This is a genomic window from Pseudomonas sp. IPO3749 (genome assembly GCF_013386605.1).
Classification (GTDB): domain Bacteria; phylum Pseudomonadota; class Gammaproteobacteria; order Pseudomonadales; family Pseudomonadaceae; genus Aquipseudomonas; species Aquipseudomonas azotoformans_A.
Genome location: NZ_JACARN010000110.1, coordinates 1 through 17,822, shown reverse-complemented (window position 1 = coordinate 17,822; position 17,822 = coordinate 1). Strand labels below are relative to the sequence as shown.

Annotated in this window: 18 protein-coding genes and 1 pseudogene; 11 read left to right on the top strand and 8 right to left on the bottom strand. The window is 57.7% G+C overall.

The window, feature by feature from the left end:
• Positions 1-354: 354 nt before the first annotated feature.
• The 3 genes from HX812_RS30020 to HX812_RS30010 are packed head-to-tail and all read left to right on the top strand — an operon-like array spanning position 355 to position 2,347.
• Positions 355-1,476, top strand: a complete 1,122-nt coding sequence (locus HX812_RS30020) for a beta-ketoacyl-ACP synthase III (protein ID WP_038848018.1) — start codon at positions 355-357, stop codon at positions 1,474-1,476.
• A 17-nt stretch (positions 1,477-1,493) separates the two neighbouring features.
• Positions 1,494-2,108: an RNA polymerase sigma factor gene (locus tag HX812_RS30015; RefSeq protein ID WP_016979344.1), complete on the top strand. Its 615-nt coding sequence runs from the start codon at positions 1,494-1,496 to the stop codon at positions 2,106-2,108.
• Positions 2,102-2,347 carry an anti-sigma factor gene (locus HX812_RS30010; protein WP_038848020.1) on the top strand — a complete coding sequence of 82 codons (246 nt, stop codon included), beginning with the start codon at positions 2,102-2,104 and terminating at the stop codon, positions 2,345-2,347. Before HX812_RS30015 ends, HX812_RS30010 begins: the two co-directional genes overlap by 7 nt.
• Before the next feature lie 107 nt (positions 2,348-2,454).
• Here the strand turns inward: HX812_RS30010 and HX812_RS30005 are convergent, their stop codons facing one another.
• Positions 2,455-3,801, bottom strand: a complete 1,347-nt coding sequence (locus tag HX812_RS30005) for a putative porin (RefSeq protein ID WP_038848022.1) — start codon at positions 3,799-3,801, stop codon at positions 2,455-2,457.
• 283 nt (positions 3,802-4,084) lie between these two features.
• Here HX812_RS30005 and HX812_RS30000 point away from each other — a divergent pair, with 283 nt between their 5' ends.
• The 3 genes from HX812_RS30000 to HX812_RS29990 all read left to right on the top strand — a co-directional run bounded on the left by HX812_RS30000 (position 4,085) and on the right by HX812_RS29990 (position 5,791).
• Entirely contained in the window at positions 4,085-5,209 is a 1,125-nt protein-coding gene (locus tag HX812_RS30000) for a GNAT family N-acetyltransferase (RefSeq protein WP_038848024.1), read from the top strand.
• Positions 5,210-5,286: 77 nt separating this feature from the next.
• Entirely contained in the window at positions 5,287-5,565 is a 279-nt protein-coding gene (locus tag HX812_RS29995) for a BrnT family toxin (protein ID WP_033900609.1), read from the top strand.
• The gene (locus HX812_RS29990) at positions 5,543-5,791 is read left to right on the top strand and encodes a BrnA antitoxin family protein (RefSeq protein WP_016979349.1); all 249 of its coding nucleotides are present in this window, start codon (positions 5,543-5,545) and stop codon (positions 5,789-5,791) included. The genes HX812_RS29995 and HX812_RS29990 overlap by 23 nt, the downstream gene beginning before the upstream one ends.
• Positions 5,792-5,847: 56 nt before the next feature.
• Here the strand turns inward: HX812_RS29990 and aqpZ are convergent, their stop codons facing one another.
• The 5 genes from aqpZ to HX812_RS29965 all read right to left on the bottom strand — a co-directional run bounded on the left by aqpZ (position 5,848) and on the right by HX812_RS29965 (position 10,954).
• A complete protein-coding gene (gene aqpZ, locus HX812_RS29985) occupies positions 5,848-6,549 on the bottom strand; it encodes an aquaporin Z (protein ID WP_038848027.1) in 702 nt (233 codons plus the stop codon).
• A 182-nt stretch (positions 6,550-6,731) separates the two neighbouring features.
• Positions 6,732-8,564: an ABC transporter ATP-binding protein gene (locus HX812_RS29980; RefSeq protein WP_038848030.1), complete on the bottom strand. Its 1,833-nt coding sequence runs from the start codon at positions 8,562-8,564 to the stop codon at positions 6,732-6,734.
• 81 nt (positions 8,565-8,645) lie between these two features.
• Positions 8,646-9,209 carry a peptidylprolyl isomerase gene (locus HX812_RS29975; protein ID WP_033900612.1) on the bottom strand — a complete coding sequence of 188 codons (564 nt, stop codon included), beginning with the start codon at positions 9,207-9,209 and terminating at the stop codon, positions 8,646-8,648.
• Between the two features lie 3 nt (positions 9,210-9,212).
• Positions 9,213-10,016: an alpha/beta fold hydrolase gene (locus tag HX812_RS29970; RefSeq protein WP_038848032.1), complete on the bottom strand. Its 804-nt coding sequence runs from the start codon at positions 10,014-10,016 to the stop codon at positions 9,213-9,215.
• A 14-nt stretch (positions 10,017-10,030) separates the two neighbouring features.
• Positions 10,031-10,954 carry a LysR family transcriptional regulator gene (locus HX812_RS29965; protein ID WP_038848033.1) on the bottom strand — a complete coding sequence of 308 codons (924 nt, stop codon included), beginning with the start codon at positions 10,952-10,954 and terminating at the stop codon, positions 10,031-10,033.
• Between the two features lie 49 nt (positions 10,955-11,003).
• Between HX812_RS29965 and HX812_RS29960 the strand changes: the two genes are divergently transcribed.
• The 3 genes from HX812_RS29960 to HX812_RS29950 all read left to right on the top strand — a co-directional run bounded on the left by HX812_RS29960 (position 11,004) and on the right by HX812_RS29950 (position 13,132).
• Positions 11,004-11,318, top strand: coding sequence for a hypothetical protein (locus tag HX812_RS29960; RefSeq protein WP_033900621.1), 315 nt, complete (start codon positions 11,004-11,006; stop codon positions 11,316-11,318).
• A gap of 139 nt (positions 11,319-11,457) precedes the next feature.
• Positions 11,458-12,057, top strand: coding sequence for an FMN-dependent NADH-azoreductase (locus HX812_RS29955; protein ID WP_038848035.1), 600 nt, complete (start codon positions 11,458-11,460; stop codon positions 12,055-12,057).
• Positions 12,058-12,259: 202 nt separating this feature from the next.
• On the top strand, positions 12,260-13,132 hold the full coding sequence (locus tag HX812_RS29950; RefSeq protein WP_038848037.1) for a carboxylate/amino acid/amine transporter: 873 nt from the start codon (positions 12,260-12,262) through the stop codon (positions 13,130-13,132).
• Positions 13,133-13,700: 568 nt separating this feature from the next.
• On the opposite strand, the gene HX812_RS29945 is transcribed toward HX812_RS29950, so the two are convergent.
• Both HX812_RS29945 and HX812_RS29940 read right to left on the bottom strand, forming a co-directional pair.
• Positions 13,701-14,981 carry an OprD family porin gene (locus HX812_RS29945; RefSeq protein ID WP_038848043.1) on the bottom strand — a complete coding sequence of 427 codons (1,281 nt, stop codon included), beginning with the start codon at positions 14,979-14,981 and terminating at the stop codon, positions 13,701-13,703.
• Between the two features lie 83 nt (positions 14,982-15,064).
• Positions 15,065-15,673: pseudogene (locus tag HX812_RS29940) on the bottom strand (mechanosensitive ion channel family protein); the annotation flags it as partial.
• 458 nt (positions 15,674-16,131) lie between these two features.
• Between HX812_RS29940 and HX812_RS29935 the strand changes: the two are divergent.
• Positions 16,132-16,338, top strand: a complete 207-nt coding sequence (locus tag HX812_RS29935) for a hypothetical protein (protein ID WP_038848048.1) — start codon at positions 16,132-16,134, stop codon at positions 16,336-16,338.
• 66 nt (positions 16,339-16,404) lie between these two features.
• A partial coding sequence (locus HX812_RS29930) for a hypothetical protein (protein ID WP_178949146.1) occupies positions 16,405-17,822 on the top strand: 1,418 nt, incomplete at its 3' end.

Sequence of the window (17,822 nt, the reverse complement as noted above, 5' to 3'; positions counted from 1 at the left end):
GAGCGGGCTTGCCCCGCGCTGGGGCGCGAAGCGGCCCCTCGTACAGGCAATCAAGATATTGCTGAAACACCACAGGGGTTTGGAATGGGGCCGCTTCGCGCCCCAGCGCGAGCAAGCTCGCTCACCACAGGGTTGTGTGTAAGCCTCTGACAAGGGTGTTTATCTGGCATATGGCGCCAAATCCCAGGGTTTGTGGCAAACTTCGCGCCTATAAATGCCGGGATCGTCGTGAAAGGCTGCGACGCGATGGAATAAAGCGATGCCAGTTTGATGTCCGCTGGGCGGGATCGAACTACTTATAGTTTGGTACGACGGTACCAATATCTTCTGCCTGACAGATTTAGAGGAACGACCGTGCATAACGTCGTCATCAGCGGCACTGGCCTGTACACCCCGGCCAACAGCATCTCCAACGAAGAGCTGGTGCAGTCTTTCAATGCCTACGTGCATCAGTTCAACAGCGACAACGCCGCCGCCATCGAGCGCGGTGACGTGCAGCCGCTGACCGAATCCAGTGCAGCCTTCATCGAAAAAGCCTCGGGTATCAAGAGCCGTTTCGTGATGGACAAGGACGGCATTCTCGACCCGCAGCGTATGGCTCCACGCCTGCCCGAGCGCAGCAACGACGAGTGGTCGGTGCTCTGCCAGATGGCCGTCGGTGCTGCCGAACAGGCCCTGCAACGCGCCGGCAAGACCGCCGCCGACATCGATGGCGTGATTGTCGCCTGCTCCAACCTGCAACGTGCCTACCCGGCCATCGCCATTGAAGTCCAGGAAGCCTTGGGTATCCAAGGTTTTGGTTTTGACATGAACGTGGCGTGTTCCTCGGCCACCTTCGGCATCCAGAACGCCGCCAACAGCATCCAACTGGGCCAGGCGCGGGCGATTTTGATGGTCAACCCGGAAGTCTGCACCGGCCACCTGAATTTTCGCGACCGTGACAGCCACTTCATCTTTGGTGACGCGGCCACTGCCGTGGTGCTGGAGCGCGCCGACCTGGCGACTTCCGAGCATCAGTTCGATGTGGTGAGCACCAAGCTGCTGACCAAGTTCTCGAATAACATCCGCAACAATTTTGGCTTCCTCAACCGCACGGCGGAAGAGGGCGTCGGCGCTCCGGACAAGCTTTTCGTACAGGAAGGCCGCAAGGTATTCCGCGATGTGTGCCCGATGGTGGCCGAGCTGATCGGCGTGCACCTGGAAGAAAACCAGCTGAACGTAGCCGATGTGAAGCGCTTCTGGCTGCATCAGGCCAACCTGAGCATGAACCACCTGATCGTGAAGAAACTGCTGGGCCGCGAAGCCTCGGTGGAAGAAGCGCCGGTGATCCTCGATACTTACGCCAATACCAGTTCGGCGGGCTCGGTGATTGCGTTCCACAAATACCAGGACGATTTGCCCAAGGGCTCCGTGGCGGTACTCAGCTCGTTTGGCGCGGGCTATTCGATCGGCAGCGTGATCCTGCGCAAACGCTAAGACAATCGAGGTCTTGAATGGCAGCAGCGGACGACGCGCACCTGCTTGAACGCCTGCTCAAGGGTGAGCAGCGGGCCTACAAGGAATTGGTCACCACCTACCAGAGCGCCATGCGGGCGGTGGCTTATGCCATTGTCGGCCAGCGCCATGCCGACGAAGTCGTGCAGGACGCCTGGCTGTCGGTGGTGCGCAACCTGGCCAAGTTCGAAGGGCGTTCCAGCCTCAAGACCTGGCTGCTGACCATCACCGCCAACGCCGCCAAGGGGCGCTATAAGCAGAATCGTCGCGAAGTGTTGCTCGACGACCTGCCTTCGCCCCATGGCACGATTGGCGATGACCGTTTCTCCCCCGACGATGGCCACTGGGCCGTCGCCCCCTACGCCTGGCACCAGGACACTCCGGAAGCCCTGCTGACCGAGGATGAACTGCGTAAATGCCTGGAGCATACGTTGCTGAGTTTGTCTGAGTTGCAGAGCAGCGTGCTGGTGCTGCGTGAACGCCAGGGGCTGGAGTTGGAAGAGATCTGTAATCTTCTGACGCTGTCGCTCTCCAATGTCCGTGTGCTGTTGCATCGAGCACGGCTTAAAGTCTTCGCCACGGTGGAGCATTTTGAGGAAACGGGCGAATGTTGACCTGTAAAGAACAAGTGGCACGTTCCAGTGACTATCTCGATGGGCAATTGACCTTTCGCGAGCGTCTGCTGGTGCGTCATCACTTGATGTTCTGCCCGAACTGCCGCCGGTTTATCCGCCAGATGCGCCTGATGCAGGCGACGCTGAAGATAATGCCGGATGAGCCGGTAGAGGGTGTGGAGTCCTTGGCGCAGCGGTTGGCTGAAGAACGACTCAAGGATCACAAAGGCGGGGAATAAGCAGGCTCGTGTGGCTGGATCGGACGGATGATGGGGACCGATCCACCCACGCAAGGCTGTTGTAGCCACCTCGGGCCGTCCTGGCCCAAGGCTTTCAGCACTGACAGTTAGAACTTGGCTTCTGCGTCCAGCTGCAGGGTGTTGGCGTTCGCATCGCGATAGCCGGTGGCGCTGGCGTAGTCCGCTTTGGTCAGGAAGTAAGTGGCGCCGATGGCGAAGTTCTTGTCGATGTCGTAGCCGACCTTGAACTTGTGACCGCGTGCACCGGTGAAGCCGCCGGCGAAGTCGGAGTCGGTAAAGGCACCCACCACCGCATAACGTTGTACGTCGCGGTAGTTGTAGTCCAGGTTCAGCCCAAACACTTTGGACTTGGCACCGAGCAACCAGGCGGTGTCCTTGTCTTTGTCAGTGGCCTTGGTGTTCTGCACGTACTGGCCATAGAACGACAACGGTACGGCCAGGCCGCCGATATCGACTTGGCTGAAGCCTTCATACAGGCGGTACTCGCTGGCATTGCCGGCGGTGGTGTTCGCGACGGTTTCGGCCGGGGTCAGGCACTGGAAGGAGCCAGCGGTCGGGCAGCGGCTGTCTTCGTCGTTCTGGAAGGCGTAGACGCTACCACCCAGGGTCAGTTTCAGGTTGTCGGTCAACGAGAAGCGCGAGCCCAGCTGGCCGGCGGTCATACGCAGGTCGTTGCGAAATTGCACGCCGTCGCCGTTGACGTTGTCCTTGAGGCTGTAGTTACCCAGGCTGCCGAACAGTTCGGCGCTGCTGCCCAGTGGGTATTTGTAGGTGACGGCCAGGCCTTCCGGGTTGATATCGCTATCCCAGATCACATCACCCATGCTGACCCACGGCTGCAACATCTTGCCGCCGATCACGTGCAGGTTCTTGATTTGGGTCGGGTGGTAGTCGATGTAGCCCAGGTCCAGCCAGATCGATTTCTTGTTGAAGTAACCATCCAGGTCCTGGTTGGTGGAGCGCGCATCGTCGCTGCTGCCGGTGGCGACACGAATACCGGTGTCGACCTGCGAGTTGATCTCGGTAAAAGCGCCCAGACGCGCACGGATGCGCTCGCGATCCTTGTCTTTGCCGCCGTTGTTCGGGGTGCCGTCGATCTTGATGGTTTCGTGGCGGAAACGCACATCACCCTTGAGTTGAGTCTTGGCCGCCCAGGCCAGCTTCTGGTCGAAGCTGCTCAGCTCATTGGTTTTCTTCGCGGTGGCCGCGATCTGTTCGTTGGTCTCTTGTTGAGCTTGCCGTGCGATCTGCTGCTCTTTCTGGTCCCGTGCCAGTTCAGCTTGCAGTTCGCTGTACTGAGCATTGGTGATCTGGCCGTTGGCCTTGAGCATGTCGAGCAATTTAGCGTCGACTGCAGCGCTGGCCGGAACGCTCAGGGCCAGTAACAGGCCGCCGCACAGGACCGCCGCAGTTTTAGTGGAAGCAAGACGCATATCAATCTCCGAAAGTGAGGAGGGATGGCAAACCATCCAGGACACAACCGACCGATGACGGACGGAAAAATAACCACCTGCTAGAACCAGGCGCTCTAAAAACAGGCGTCAGTATCACGATCGTTTATGACGGAGCAGTGGCGAAGTGATGTCATCTAGATGACAAATTTTTCATGTTCGGAACTATTGGTTTAGAGCCTTGTCGCGCGAAGCGGGGGTGTGCCGAGGCCGGCAATCAGCGATACTCGCCAGGCTTTCACGCCCTGAAGTAGTGAGGATTCCGATGCCGTTGCAACGCCTGGACAGCCTGTCCGAAATCGCCCCGCAAGCCTGGGATGCGCTGGTGCCACAGGCCCAGCCGTTCGTACGGCACGCATTCCTGAGCGCATTGGAAGACAGCGCCAGCCTGGGCCCGCAATCGGGCTGGCAACCGGAGCATTTGCTGCATTGGGAAGGTGATCGGCTGGTGGCGGCACTGCCCAGTTACCGCAAGTGGCATTCCTACGGCGAGTACGTGTTTGATCACGGTTGGGCGGATGCCTGCGAGCGGGCGGGCATTGAGTATTACCCTAAGTTGCTGACCGCCGTGCCGTTCAGTCCGGTCAGCGGGCCACGCCTGTTGGCGGCGAGTGCAGAGGAGGGTTTCGAACTGCTGAAAAGCCTGCCGGGTTACCTGGAAATTGAAGGGCTCTCGAGTGCCCACATAAACTTCACCGACGAACTGGCCGATGCGGCACTGGCCGAGCAACCGGGCTGGCTGCAGCGCCTGGGCTGTCAGTTTCACTGGCAGAACCGGGGTTATCGCGACTTCCAGGATTTTCTCGATGCGCTGAGTTCACGCAAGCGCAAACAGATGCGCAAAGAACGCGAACAAGTGGCAGGGCAGGGCATCGACTTCGAGTGGCTAAAAGGCCATGAACTGAGCGAAGCCCAGTGGGATTTCGTCTACGCCTGCTATGCCAACACCTACGCGATCCGCCGCCAATCACCTTACCTGACCCGCGCGTTCTTCAGCCTGCTGGCCGAGCGCATGCCCGAAGCGATCCGCGTGGTCCTGGCCAAACAAGGCACACGCCCGGTGGCAATGGCCTTCAGCCTGATCGGCGGCGATAGCTTCTACGGCCGCTACTGGGGTTGCCTGGCAGAGTTCGACCGCCTGCATTTCGAGACCTGTTTCTACCAGGGCATGGACTACGCCATCGCCCACGGCCTGCAACGTTTCGATGCGGGGGCACAGGGCGAGCACAAGTTGATCCGTGGGTTTGAGCCCGTGATTACACGGTCATGGCACTACTTGCGCCATCCGGGCCTGAAGAGTGCGGTTGAGGATTTTCTGGAGCGCGAGCGCGTGGGGATTGTGGCGTATGCGCAGGAGGCGAGGGCAGCCCTGCCTTATCGGCAGGGCTGAACCATTGGTCTGGCGGCGCTTCAAACCCAGACTGAAATCGTTATCCTGTATGTACAAAAGTACATACAGGATGTGCCATGTTATTTGAGTGGGATGAATCCAAAAATAACGCCAATATTGTTAAGCACGGCATCGATTTCAATGACGTCCCGGATATCTTTAGGCACCCAATGCTGGCCTTACGCGATGATCGAGCGGATTATGGCGAGGAGCGTTGGATTAGTATTGGCTGGATCAAATTGTTAATAGGTGTGGTCGTATACACCGAACGACGTGGTGATGTGATCCGTATCATCTCCGCCCGAAAAGCAACCAAGAAGGAGGCCAAATATTATGACGCAAACATCGAAAACTGATTGGGAGCGCTTGGCCAAAATGAATGATAAAGAGATCGATACCAGCGATATCCCTGAGCTGGATGCCGATTTTTTCCGGCGTGCTGAGTTACGTGTCCCCGTGAAGCAGGCGGTCACTATCAGGCTAGACGCTGACGTACTGGAGTGGTTCAAAGGTCAAGGATCTGGTTACCAGACGCGCATTAATCAGCTATTGCGCCAGTACATGCAGGCCCATCAAGGGTGATTGGCATTTAGAAAGGTTCAGCCCTGCCTTATCGGCAGGGCTGAACCCAGCTTGCCTCAGCCCGGCGCCTCCTTGCCAAGCCATCGATAGGTAACCCCACCCATCACCGCGCCAAGGATCGGCGCGAGCCAGAACATCCACAACTGCTGGATCGCCCACCCGCCGACGATCAGGGCCGGGCCGGTACTGCGGGCCGGGTTGACCGAGGTGTTAGTCACAGGAATGGAGATCAGGTGGATGAGCGTCAGTGCCAGGCCGATGGCGATGGGCGCAAGGCCCGGCGGGGCACGGCGGTCGGTGGCGCCGAGGATGATCACCACGAACATGGCGGTCATCACCAGTTCACAAACAAACCCCGCCGCCATCGAATACCCGCCGGGCGAATGCTCGCCATAGCCGTTGGACGCCAGGCCCGACGCCAGTTCGAACCCCGGTTTGCCGCTGGCAATGAAATACAGCAGCGCAGCGGCGATCGTACCGCCGACCACCTGCGCCACGATGTACGCCGGCAGTTCTCTGGCCGGGAACCGTCCGCCTACCACCAGCCCCACCGACACTGCCGGGTTGAGGTGACAACCGCTGATATGCCCGATGGCGAACGCCATGGTCAGCACCGTGAGCCCGAATGCCAGGGACACGCCCAACAATCCGATCCCGACTGCGGGGAACGCTGCGGCCAACACCGCACTCCCGCAACCGCCCAACACCAACCAAAACGTACCTAGCCCCTCTGTGATTGAACGCTTGAACAAAGACATGCAGCCCGTCCTTGATAGATCGCTCTACCGGATCCGTAAATCAGTGATGCTCCCTGCAGATTTACTTCAGCGCCCTTCTGGGCACTGCACTGATTACAGCAGGATTGCGACACAAATCCAGGGCATGAAAAAGCCCCAGGCCCTTGTGTTTCAGGGGCTGGGGCTGTTTCGGCACTGCGGTATCAGTCGATACCGACGAACCCGCCCGTCTGGTGCTGCCACAACCGCGCATACAGCCCGCCATGGGCCAGCAGCTCGGCGTGACTGCCACTTTCGGCGATCTGGCCTTTCTCCAGCACCACCAGGCGGTCCATCCGTGCAATAGTCGACAACCGGTGCGCGATTGCAATCACCGTCTTGCCCTGCATCAGGGTTTCCAGGCTCTCCTGGATCGCAGCTTCCACTTCCGAATCCAACGCGGAAGTGGCTTCGTCCATGATCAGGATCGGCGCGTCCTTGAGCAGCACGCGGGCAATGGCGATACGCTGGCGCTGCCCGCCGGAAAGCTTCACTCCGCGCTCACCGACATGCGCATCCAGCCCGGTGCGGCCTTCGGAGTCCGACAGCAATGGGATGAACTCATCGGCGCGCGCCTTGTGTACGGCGGCCCAGAGTTCTTCGTCGGTGGCGTCGGGCTTGCCGTACAGCAGGTTGTCGCGGATCGAACGGTGCAGCAGCGACGTGTCCTGGGTGATCATGCCGATCTGTTCGCGCAGGGATTCCTGGGCGACCTCGGCAATGTTCTGGCCATCGATCAGGATGCGTCCGCCTTGCAGGTCGTACAGGCGCAACAGCAGATTGACCAACGTTGACTTGCCAGCACCGGACGGGCCGATCAGGCCGATCTTTTCACCGGCCTTGATCTCAAGGTTCAGGCCGCCAATGATTCCGCTCTTCTTGCCGTAGTGGAAATCCACCTGTTCGAAGCGCACTTCGCCCCGTGGCACGCTGAGGCGCGGGGCATTTTCGCGGTCGATCACGGCAAGTGGCTGGGCGATGGTTTTCAGGCCGTCCTGCACCTGGCCGATGTTCTCGAAAATGCCGTTGACCACCCACATGATCCAGCCGGACATGTTGACGATACGGATCACCAAACCGGTGGCCAGGGCAATCGCGCCCACCGAGATCAGCGACTGCGTCCACAACCACAGGGCCAGGCCGGTGGTGGTGACGATCAGCAGGCCGTTCATGGTGGTGATCACGATGTCCATGCTGGTCACCACGCGGCTGGCCAGCTGGGTCTTTTCGGTTTGCTCGATGATCGCTTCCTTGGCGTATTCCTGCTCATAGCGGGTATGGGCGAACAGCTTCAAGGTGGTGATGTTGGTGTAGCCGTCGACGATGCGGCCCATCAACTTGGAGCGCGCTTCGGAGGAAATCACCGAGCGCTCCTTCACCCGTGGCACGAAGTAGCGCAGCGCCAGGCTGTAGCAAAGGATCCAGCTCACCAGCGGGATCATCAGGCGCCAGTCGGCTTCGGCAAACAGCACCAGGGAACTGATGGCGTAGATCGCCACGTGCCAGATTGCATCCACTGCCGCCACCGCAGAGTCGCGCAGGGAGTTGCCAGTTTGCATGATGCGCTGGGCAATACGCCCGGCGAAATCGTTCTGGAAGAAATTCAGGCTCTGCTTGAGCACATAACTGTGGTTCTGCCAGCGGATCAGGCTGGTCATGCCGGGGCTGATGGTCTGGTGCACCAGCAGGTCATGCAGGGCGCCGAAGATCGGGCGCAACAGCAGGGCGACCACGGCCATCCAGATCAGCTCGGTGCTGTGCACCTGGAAGAAGTTGGCCGGCGGCGTGCCCTGGGCCAGGTCGATGATGCGGCTCAGATAGCTGAACAGCGCCACCTCGATCAACGCACCGATCAGGCCCACCACCAGCAAGGCGGCGAAATGCGGCCACACCTGGCGCAGGTAGTAGAGGTAGAAAGGCAGGACTTTGTCGGGCGGGGCTTCGCTGGGGGCGTCGCGGAAAATATCGATCAGTTGTTCAAAACGACGATAGAGCATTAGGGTTGACGCCCGCAGGGCGGGCTCTCCTTTCAAATGCGCGCGCGGCCCTGTGAGCGGCGCGCGGAGCTACCTGTTACCTCAGTCGATGCGCTTGGCCGACTTGATGTACACAGGATCGATTGGCACGTTCTGCATGCCCTGCTTGGTGGTGGTCTGCGAGTTGACGATCACATCAACCACGTCCATGCCCTTGACCACTTTGGCGAATACGGCATAACCGCGATCACGGCCTGGGTCGAGGAAGGCATTGTCGGCCACGTTGATGAAGAATTGGCTGGTGGCCGAATCCGGGTCACTGGTGCGCGCCATGGACAGGGTGCCACGTACGTTATGCAGGCCATTGCTGGCTTCGTTCTTGATCGGCGCTTCGGTTGGCTTTTGCGACATCGACTGAGTAAACCCGCCGCCCTGGACCATGAAGCCTGGGATCACGCGGTGGAAAATCGTGTTGGTGTAGAAGCCCTTGTCGACATAGGCCAGGAAGTTCTTGGTGCTGATTGGCGCCTTGACCGGGTCCAGTTCGATCTCGATGTCGCCATTGGTGGTGGTGATCAATACGTGGGGCGCCTTGACGGGCTCGGCGGCCATCAGGTTGGCGGCGAACAGAACGGAACCGGCAAAGAAGGCGATTTTTTTCAACATGGGTCAGTGATCCTGGGTAGTGGTTTCGACTGTCTTTAGAAAATCGAGCAGGGTTGCGTTAAAGACTTCGGGTTGGTCCAAGGGCGTGGCATGGCGGGAATCCTCGATCACCACCAGTCGCGCATCGGGCAGCAGTTTTACATAGTTTTCTTTTTGCGCCACGGGGGTGTAATCGTGGTCGGCGCTGATGACCAGGGTTGGACAGGTGATTCTGGAAAGTCGTTCCTGCACGCCCCAGCCCACAATGGCATCGAAGCTGGCGAGATAAGCACGTTTGTCGTTTTTTGCCCAGCGTTCGGCCATCTTGCGGCGCAGGTCGGCCTGATGCGGTTTTGGGAACAGACGGTCGCCCAATGCCTTGCCGATGGTGGCCAGGCTGAGCACACGCGCCAGGCTCCAGCGTTTGGCCCATTGCCAGTAATCATCGGCACTGCGCACCTTCACCTGCGGTGCGCTGTTGACGATGCACAGGCTCTTGACCTGCGCGGGTTCGTCCACCGCCAACTGGAAGGCAATCATGCCGCCCATGGACAAGCCCACCACATGGGCGGGTGGCAAATCCAAGTGTTCGATCAATGCCAGCAAATCAAAGGTGAAGCCCTGGATGCTGTAGCGCTCGCGCGGTTTATCCGAGCGGCCGTGGCCGCGCACATCGACCACGATCAGGCGGAAATGCCTGGCCAGCACCGGAATCTGCAGTTCCCAATCCTGGCTGCTGGAGCCCAGGCCGTGGATCAGGATCAACGGCGTGCCGTGGCCGTATTCTTCGTAGTGCAGGCTGCATCCTTCGTGGTCGAACCAGGCCATGCATGAACTCCGTTTCAGGCTTGCTGCGGGGCGGCGAAAGGCGCGTCCAAGGGGGCGGTGTCAAAGGTGCGCAGCAGTTCCACGAGGATCTGCGTCGCCGGCCCCAAGGGTTTGTCTTTGTTGGAATACAGGAAGAACGTGGGGTGACGGCTGCCGCCCTGTTCCAAGGGTAGTTGCTTGAGCACGCCCTCGGCGAGTTCGCGTTCGATCATGTGTCGGGGCAACCACGCGAAGCCCAGGCCACTGCCCACAAAGGCGGCGGCGGTCGCCAGGCTGCCGACGGTCCAACGCTGTTCAGCGCCGAGCCAGCCCACATCGCGCGGTTGCTGGCGGCCGGAGTCGCGGATCACCACTTGCATCTGGCTCTCCAGGTCCTGAAAGCTCAGCTCGCGATTCATGCGGTGCAAGGAGTGCTCGGGATGCGCCACGGCGACAAATTCCACATCGCTCATTTCCGTGCCCAGGTAGCCCGGGATGCTGAAGCCGCAAATCGCCAGGTCGGCCACGCCTTCCATCAGCAACTCTTCAACACCCGACAGCACTTCTTCGCGCAGGCGCACACGACAACCCCGGCTTTGAGGCATGAATGCAGTAAGCGCGCGCACCAGGCGTGCGTTCGGATAGGCCGCATCCACCACCAGGCGTACCTCGGCTTCCCAGCCTTGTTCCATATGGTGGGCGAGGTCTTCCAACTGGCTGGCGTTTTTCACCAACTGTCGGGAACGGCGCAACAGCACTTCACCCGCGTCGGTGAGCACCGCCTTGCGCCCGTCGATGCGCAGCAGCGGCACGCCAAGCTGGTCTTGCATGCGGGCCACGGTGTAGCTCACCGAGGACTGCGAACGGTGCAGCGCTTCGGCCGCCTGGGCGAAGCCGCCATGGTCGACCACGGCTTGCAGTGTGCGCCATTGATCGAGGGTAACGCGGGGCGCTTTCAAGATGGGTTCCTCTTGTCCTAAGCTGACAGTCCTTATTGGAGACTGCCGAATGAGAAAATTCTGTTGTGTGTTGCTGGCGCTGCTGCCGTTGAGTGCATTTGCCTACCCTATCGACGTGACGAAAAAGATCGACGGCGTCAGCATCGACTACACCGCCTCCGACGTGGACGGTGATATCAGCTCGATTCAACTCAATAACTACGGCACTCAAGACGCGGTCTGCTCGGTAACCTTCACTAACGGCCCGGAATCCCCACGTCGCCGTACGGTCACGGTGCCGGCGGGCAAAAGCACCAACACCACGGTCAAGTTCAACCGCGCCATTATCAAGATGCGTATTGCCCTGGCTTGCGCGCCAAAGTAACCCAGCAGCGGAGCATGCTCCGCTTATAAACAAATTTATAGATGGGTTATAGCAGTTTTTTGCGCTTTTTTATCGAATTGGCTCTGTTTAATCTCCACTCCATCGCCTTACAGCAATTTCCGATGGAGCCTACAAAGCCATGTCCAATGTTCTGATCATCGAAAGCAGTGCTCGCCAGCAGGATTCGATTTCCCGCCAACTGACCCAGCAATTCATCAGCCAATGGCAGGCCGCCCACCCGGCGGACCAGATCACCGTACGTGACGTGGCCCTCAACCCGGTTCCACACCTGGACGCCAACCTGCTCGGCGGCTGGATGAAAGCGGCGGATCAGCGCAACGACAGCGAGCAGGCGTCCCTGGATCGCTCCGACGAATTGACCAACGAATTGCTTGCGGCCGACGTGCTGGTGATGGCCGCGCCGATGTACAACTTCGCTATTCCCAGCACCCTCAAAGCCTGGCTGGATCACGTGTTGCGGGCTGGTGTGACCTTCAAGTACACCGCCACCGGACCACAGGGTCTGCTGACCGGCAAGCGCGCCATCGTGCTCACTGCGCGCGGCGGTATCCATACTGGCGCCAGCTCCGATCACCAGGAACCTTACCTGCGCCAGGTCATGGCCTTTATCGGGATTCATGACGTCACATTCATTCACGCCGAAGGAGTGAACTTGAGCGGTGACTTCCAAGAGAAGGGCATCAACCACGCCAAGGCGCTGTTGGCCCAGGTCGCCTGATCCGTTAATCGCCAGATAATCCCGCGATGTTTATCTAGCTCCACGCAAGCCCTTCAAGTACGCGTAACAGACCTCCCTTTGCACTTTTGCTCCTGAGTGCTCCTGCCCGACTGCCGCTTTAGCGAGGTCGGGTTTTTTTTGCCCCGAGTTTCTTCAACCGTCGAAAACCTTTAATGTCCCGCCCATTCGAAACGAGGCGCGCATGGGCTACTTACTGGTTGTCACCCTGATTCAGGCATTTTCCTTCAGCTTGATCGGCGAATACCTCGCCGGCCACGTCGACAGCTACTTCGCCGTGCTGGTGCGCGTGCTGCTGGCCGGCTTGGTATTCATCCCGTTGACGCGCTGGCGCTCGGTGGAACCGGGCTTCATGCGCGGCCTTCTGGTGATCGGCGCGTTGCAGTTTGGCGTGACCTACGTGTGCCTGTACCTGAGCTTTCGCGTGCTCACGGTGCCGGAAGTGCTGTTGTTCACCATTCTCACGCCGTTGCACGTGACGCTCATCGAGGATGCGCTCAACCGGCGCTTCAACCCCTGGGCGCTGATTGCCGCGCTGGTGGCGGTGGCGGGCGCGGCGGTGATCCGTTTCGACCAGATCACTGCGCACTTCCTTGGAGGCTTCCTGCTACTGCAACTGGCCAACTTCACCTACGCCGCCGGGCAGGTGATGTACAAGCACCTGGTCAAACGCTACCCAAGCGACCAGCCGCATTACCGCCGCTTTGGTTTCTTCTACGTGGGCGCATTGCTGGTGGTGCTGCCGGCGTTCCTGATGTTTGGCAAGGCCAACTACCTGCCCGATGCACCGTTGCAATGGGGCGTGCTGGTGTTCCTCGGGTTGGTCAGCACGGCGCTGGGCATGTACTGGTGGAACAAGGGCGCTTGCCTGGTGCAGGGCGGCACGCTGGCGGTGATGAACAACCTGCATGTGCCGGTGGGGTTGTTGCTGAATTTGCTGATCTGGAACCAGCATGAGCCGCTGGGGCGACTGGCCTTGGGTGGGTTGGTGATTCTGGGGGCGGTGTGGATCAGTCGGTTGGGCAATCAACCGGGCAGTAGTACAGCGAAAAGTTGAATCGCCAGAAATGAGGAGGCCCCGCAAAGCGGGGCCGTCACATAACCTAGTCTCGTCACCGATTCGTGTCGCACGGGAGTGGAGGTTCCTAGGGCTGCCAGAGCAGGTTACCACCGTCGATTTTTACGTAAACCCCCCGGCCTGTCGCTTATTGATTTGGCAACACTCTGTTGTTTTGAGGTAATAAATACTGCCTGTACCATCGCTCGCGCTTGTGACATTTCTTAGCGTTGAAAGGAGCTCACGTACAGGTGGTCTGGCAAACGCTGGAGGCAAAGCTTTCCACCCCAAGAATGAGTCGCTATCTCAAAGGGCATCAGGATAATCGAGATCAAGCGGCTACGGCCTACGTGCACAACATGCGGATCGCAGAGTCTCTGGGCTCGATTTTCCATGTGCTTGAAGTAGGGTTGCGGAACGCGATCCAGCGCGGGATTGACCCTAGCCTGTGTGTCTGGATCAAGAGCCATGATCGGCTGCCCACGGTATTGGTTGATTGGCGTCGATGGAAAGAGGCTGTAAGGCGCGAGGTCGCACAGTCCGTCGCTGAGCATCCAGTTCTTCAGCCTTAACGCAATTTCAACGGATATTCGACCACCACATACACCCGGTCGATATCATCCCCGGCCTGGGCATTGTTGGCGCGGTGGCTGACGTGGGAAACCTGCACCGACAGGTCTTTGGCCGGGCCGGATTGCACCACGTAATGCAGGTCGATATCGCGTTCCCAGTGGCGGCCGCCGCGACCTTGTTGGGGTTGGTATTGACCGCTGTCGGCATCAAACGGGTTGTAGGCACCGCCCTGCGGCGCGTGGGTGCCGTCGATACCTCGACCGGTGACGTAGCGGGTCATGAACTTCAAGCCGGGAATACCGAACGTGGCGAGGTTGAGGTCATAGCGAACCTGCCACGAGCGTTCACCTGGGCCATTGAAGTCGGCGTATTTGATGGAGTTGGCCAGGTAGATGGAGTCGCCGCCGACAAAGTCGAACGGCGTATTGCCGTTGATCTCCTGGTAGGCCAGGGTCACTGACTGCGCGGCAAAGCTGTATTTGCTCGACAGGCTGTAGGCGGTGTTGGCGATGGCACCGGCCTCGGCGCGGCCTTGATCTTCGGTGCGGTAGATATTGCCGTCCAGCATCCAGTCGGTCGATGACCCATGCAGGTTGGCATAGAACTGGCGCCAGGTGTCGTTCAACTGCGAAGCGTACAGCGCGCCGCCCACCGGCCGGCCTTCGAAGAATTGCCCGCCGAGGAAGTCGATGGCGCCGCTACGGGTGCTGGCGCCGTAGCCGCCGAAATCACCATGCCCGGTAGATGCGTCCTGATTTTTGAAGGCGGTGAAGTGCCCGGCCTGCCAGTGCAGGGCGTCGATCTCGCGACTGTCCAGCAACAAACCGGTGGCGTATTCCGGTTGCAGGCGTTTGTCGGAGGTGTCGAACACCGGGGTTTCGACGGTCATTTCACCCATCGACAGGGTGGTGTTGGAGGCACGCACCTTGAGCGCGCCACCGGCGCTGGCATAGTCGCGCTCGCTGCGCCCGCCGCTGTCCACGGGCAACAGGCCGGTGCCGGAATGGCCTTTGCCACCGTCGAGTTTCAGGCTGGCGAAGGCATGGGCGTCGACACCGAACCCAATCTTGCCAGGGGTAAAACCGGAGGCGAAGTTAGCGATAAAACCTTGTGCCCACTCCTCCTTGTGCGGCTTGCTTGAGGGGGAGCGCTCTTTGTTGTCGAGGTAGAAATTGCGGCTGAGTAAGTCGAGGGTTGAATCGTCTATCAAGCCGGCAGCCAGCACGCTGTTACAGGTGCCGGCCAGCAGCAATGAAAGCAGGGTTGGAGCGCGCATCGGCGTTGCCTCAAAGGATTTCCAATGAGGCCGAGGGTCGCCGAATGTTCAGCGCGGCGATTGAACGGCTGTGCTCAATCGTTCTAGCCCAAGGCTTTTTCCGGTGCAGCCACGTGACTGGCACCCAACACCGCTGGCAACACCCCCGCACGCAAGTCATTCCCACTCGGCTGCTGATACAGGCTCAAGCCAAACTCCGGCAGCACCGCCAGCAGGTAATCAAAAATATCCCCCTGGATCCGCTCGTAATCTGCCCACGCCGTGGTGCGGGTAAAGCAGTAGATCTCCAGCGGCACGCCCTGGGCGGTGGTTTGCATCTGGCGCACCATGCAGGTCATGTTCGGCTGGATGTCCGGGTGGCTTTTCAGGTAGGCCAGGGCATAAGCGCGGAAGGTGCCGAGGTTGGTCATGCGGCGGCGGTTGGCCGAGAGTTGCGCACTGTGGCCCTGGGCTTCGTTCCAGGCCTTGAGTTCGGCTTGCTTGCGTCCGATGTAATCGGTGAGCAGGTGCACCTGGGTCATGCGTACTTCCTCATCGTCACGCAGGAAGCGCACGCCGCTGGCGTCGATGAACAGGCTACGCTTGATACGGCGCCCGCCGGAGGCCTGCATGCCGCGCCAGTTCTTGAACGACTCGGACATCAGGCGCCAAGTGGGGATGGAGACGATGGTCTTGTCGAAGTTCTGTACGTGTGAGCTAAAGCTCTGAATGGACACCATAAGTCTATGCAAATCAGTGGCTTGAGATTTTCTGTCCATTGTCCATTTTTTCCAAGATCGATAGACAGCCCGTTACCCCACAACGCCCACAGCCCATAAGCTTTCCTCCTGCCAGAGCCTCACACGACTCTCCTAGGCAGCCACACTTGCCTGTCGGGTTACCCATCAAGGCGCAATAACGATAGTATTGTGACATTACACAAGGACAACTCGGATGCCCAGCCACCCTGGCCTAGAGGGAGGAGGGCGGTAGGAGCTTGGCATGGATCAGCCGCGCCACAGGAATGCAGACAGACAACGATCCTATCCCGAAGCTACTACATGGGAGTATTCGTCGTGCCTGCGATTTGTCGAGCTTCTGCATAAATGCCCGAAAACCCAACAATGAAGAATCCATACGAAGAAAATTTCAACAACTAAGGTATTGATGCATGAGTGAGCAGGAACAGGAAATGGACAGGAACAGAAGCAGGAGTATGTTTTCTGATGCTGTCGTCGCGCAAGGCCCAAGCTTTGTCCTGTCGCGTTTTAAAAGTAATGTCTTCAAGACCCCCGGTTTTTCCCCTGCCGAGGCGATTGACCATACGATCCTGCACATGAGGATGCGCCGAGCGTTGCGTGAGAGAGGGCGATCCTGAGAAAACTATGCATCTCATGAATCAAATGAATATTGAATTAATAGAAATTGAGCAAGGATTAAAATCATGAAATCCCAGGAAGGAAAAAACCCGCTGATAGTCTGCATTACCGATGTGGAATACCAAGCTTTAAAATCTAGATTCTCTGCTACCTCGACTGAAACTGTAGAGTCAATGATCGTAGAGCATGGATACTTTGGGGGGAAACCTTTTTCAATAGCTAGGTTCATGGAGATGGGGTCACGTGGGAGAGACTCGGTTTCACAGAGACTCCCCCTGTTGATTAGGAGTTTAAAGCCCACATTGGTTATTGAGCTAGGCATCTGCTTCGGACTAAAAGATGATTTTCCTATAGGGAGTGTTGGCATATGCCAACATTCGGCAGACTATGAGCTGCAAAAAGTTAATAAAAATGAGATATCTAACCGAACCCGAACAGTTCAATCTGATTCCATAACATACGCCAGACTGATAAGCCATTCATCGTCAAGAAAATTCGACTTCGAAATCAACGGCGCAGTATTTGCGTGCGGAGATAAAGTTGTAAACAGCTCGGATCTGAAAGATAAAATCTTATCCGCCGTTCCAGATGCCAAATGTGGCGATATGGAGTCATATCCTTTTGGGATCGCCTGTCAAAATGCCGGCGTGCCATGGGTGTTGATAAAAGGATCTTCCGATGATGGGGTCAATAAAGGTGATGAGTTCCAGGTAGCAGCAGCAGAGAATAGCGTTAATTTTTTTGAATCCTTCGTCTTGAGCAGCGAAGACCTGGATTCTTACTTCCACCCCACTTATGATGTGAACTTCTCAAAGGAAATAAATTTTGACCTAATATCAAAGGAAATATTTAATAACTCTACAATAGATAAAGCGCAATACTCGACAGCACGTGACCAATACTCAATCTATAAGCATCCGGAAATGGGTGATTCTTGGATTATCATATATATTTCAAAAGCCCATAGCATCCCGGAGGTAATACGTTCTACTCTTAAAGAATTGCGGCACTCTCCAGTCAGAGTTGATGTATGTATTGCCTCGATAGGGGGTATCAACGAATCCCAAAAGAAAACTTATGAAGGGCTTTTAAGAAAGTCTCGCTGCCAAAAATTTTTCGTCGCGGAAATCGGAGACTTTATTTTTAATAGGGTCGTCGAAAAGCATACGGCAATATCACTCATATCCCCGCCGAAGAATTATGTAGATCAGATGATTTATAGAGACAATGGGGACGCGCTTGTCAGTAGTAGTTATGCAAGGGCTTTTATTTATAAGTCTGATGGTCAAGAATCAAAGTCAAGGCCAATATCTTTCATATTAGGGCAAGGAGGAATAGGAAAAACAACATTCTGTCTGCGGCTTGCGGAAATAATCAACAAGCGTGGAAGTTCAGAAAGAAGAATGCTACTAATTACTAAGGCAGACATTCTAAAAAACTACAGCGGCGAAGTGATTGATTCAATTTCCAAACTATATATAGA

Coding starts and splice junctions, on each gene's coding strand:
- HX812_RS30015 (WP_016979344.1), top strand. CDS start 1,494: ATGGCAGCAGCGGACGACGCGCACCTGCTTGAACGCCTGCTCAAGGGT.
- HX812_RS30010 (WP_038848020.1), top strand. CDS start 2,102: ATGTTGACCTGTAAAGAACAAGTGGCACGTTCCAGTGACTATCTCGAT.
- HX812_RS30005 (WP_038848022.1), bottom strand. CDS start 3,801: ATGCGTCTTGCTTCCACTAAAACTGCGGCGGTCCTGTGCGGCGGCCTG.
- HX812_RS30000 (WP_038848024.1), top strand. CDS start 4,085: ATGCCGTTGCAACGCCTGGACAGCCTGTCCGAAATCGCCCCGCAAGCC.
- HX812_RS29995 (WP_033900609.1), top strand. CDS start 5,287: ATGTTATTTGAGTGGGATGAATCCAAAAATAACGCCAATATTGTTAAG.
- HX812_RS29990 (WP_016979349.1), top strand. CDS start 5,543: ATGACGCAAACATCGAAAACTGATTGGGAGCGCTTGGCCAAAATGAAT.
- aqpZ (WP_038848027.1), bottom strand. CDS start 6,549: ATGTCTTTGTTCAAGCGTTCAATCACAGAGGGGCTAGGTACGTTTTGG.
- HX812_RS29980 (WP_038848030.1), bottom strand. CDS start 8,564: ATGCTCTATCGTCGTTTTGAACAACTGATCGATATTTTCCGCGACGCC.
- HX812_RS29975 (WP_033900612.1), bottom strand. CDS start 9,209: ATGTTGAAAAAAATCGCCTTCTTTGCCGGTTCCGTTCTGTTCGCCGCC.
- HX812_RS29970 (WP_038848032.1), bottom strand. CDS start 10,016: ATGGCCTGGTTCGACCACGAAGGATGCAGCCTGCACTACGAAGAATAC.
- HX812_RS29960 (WP_033900621.1), top strand. CDS start 11,004: ATGAGAAAATTCTGTTGTGTGTTGCTGGCGCTGCTGCCGTTGAGTGCA.
- HX812_RS29955 (WP_038848035.1), top strand. CDS start 11,458: ATGTCCAATGTTCTGATCATCGAAAGCAGTGCTCGCCAGCAGGATTCG.
- HX812_RS29950 (WP_038848037.1), top strand. CDS start 12,260: ATGGGCTACTTACTGGTTGTCACCCTGATTCAGGCATTTTCCTTCAGC.
- HX812_RS29945 (WP_038848043.1), bottom strand. CDS start 14,981: ATGCGCGCTCCAACCCTGCTTTCATTGCTGCTGGCCGGCACCTGTAAC.
- HX812_RS29935 (WP_038848048.1), top strand. CDS start 16,132: ATGAGTGAGCAGGAACAGGAAATGGACAGGAACAGAAGCAGGAGTATG.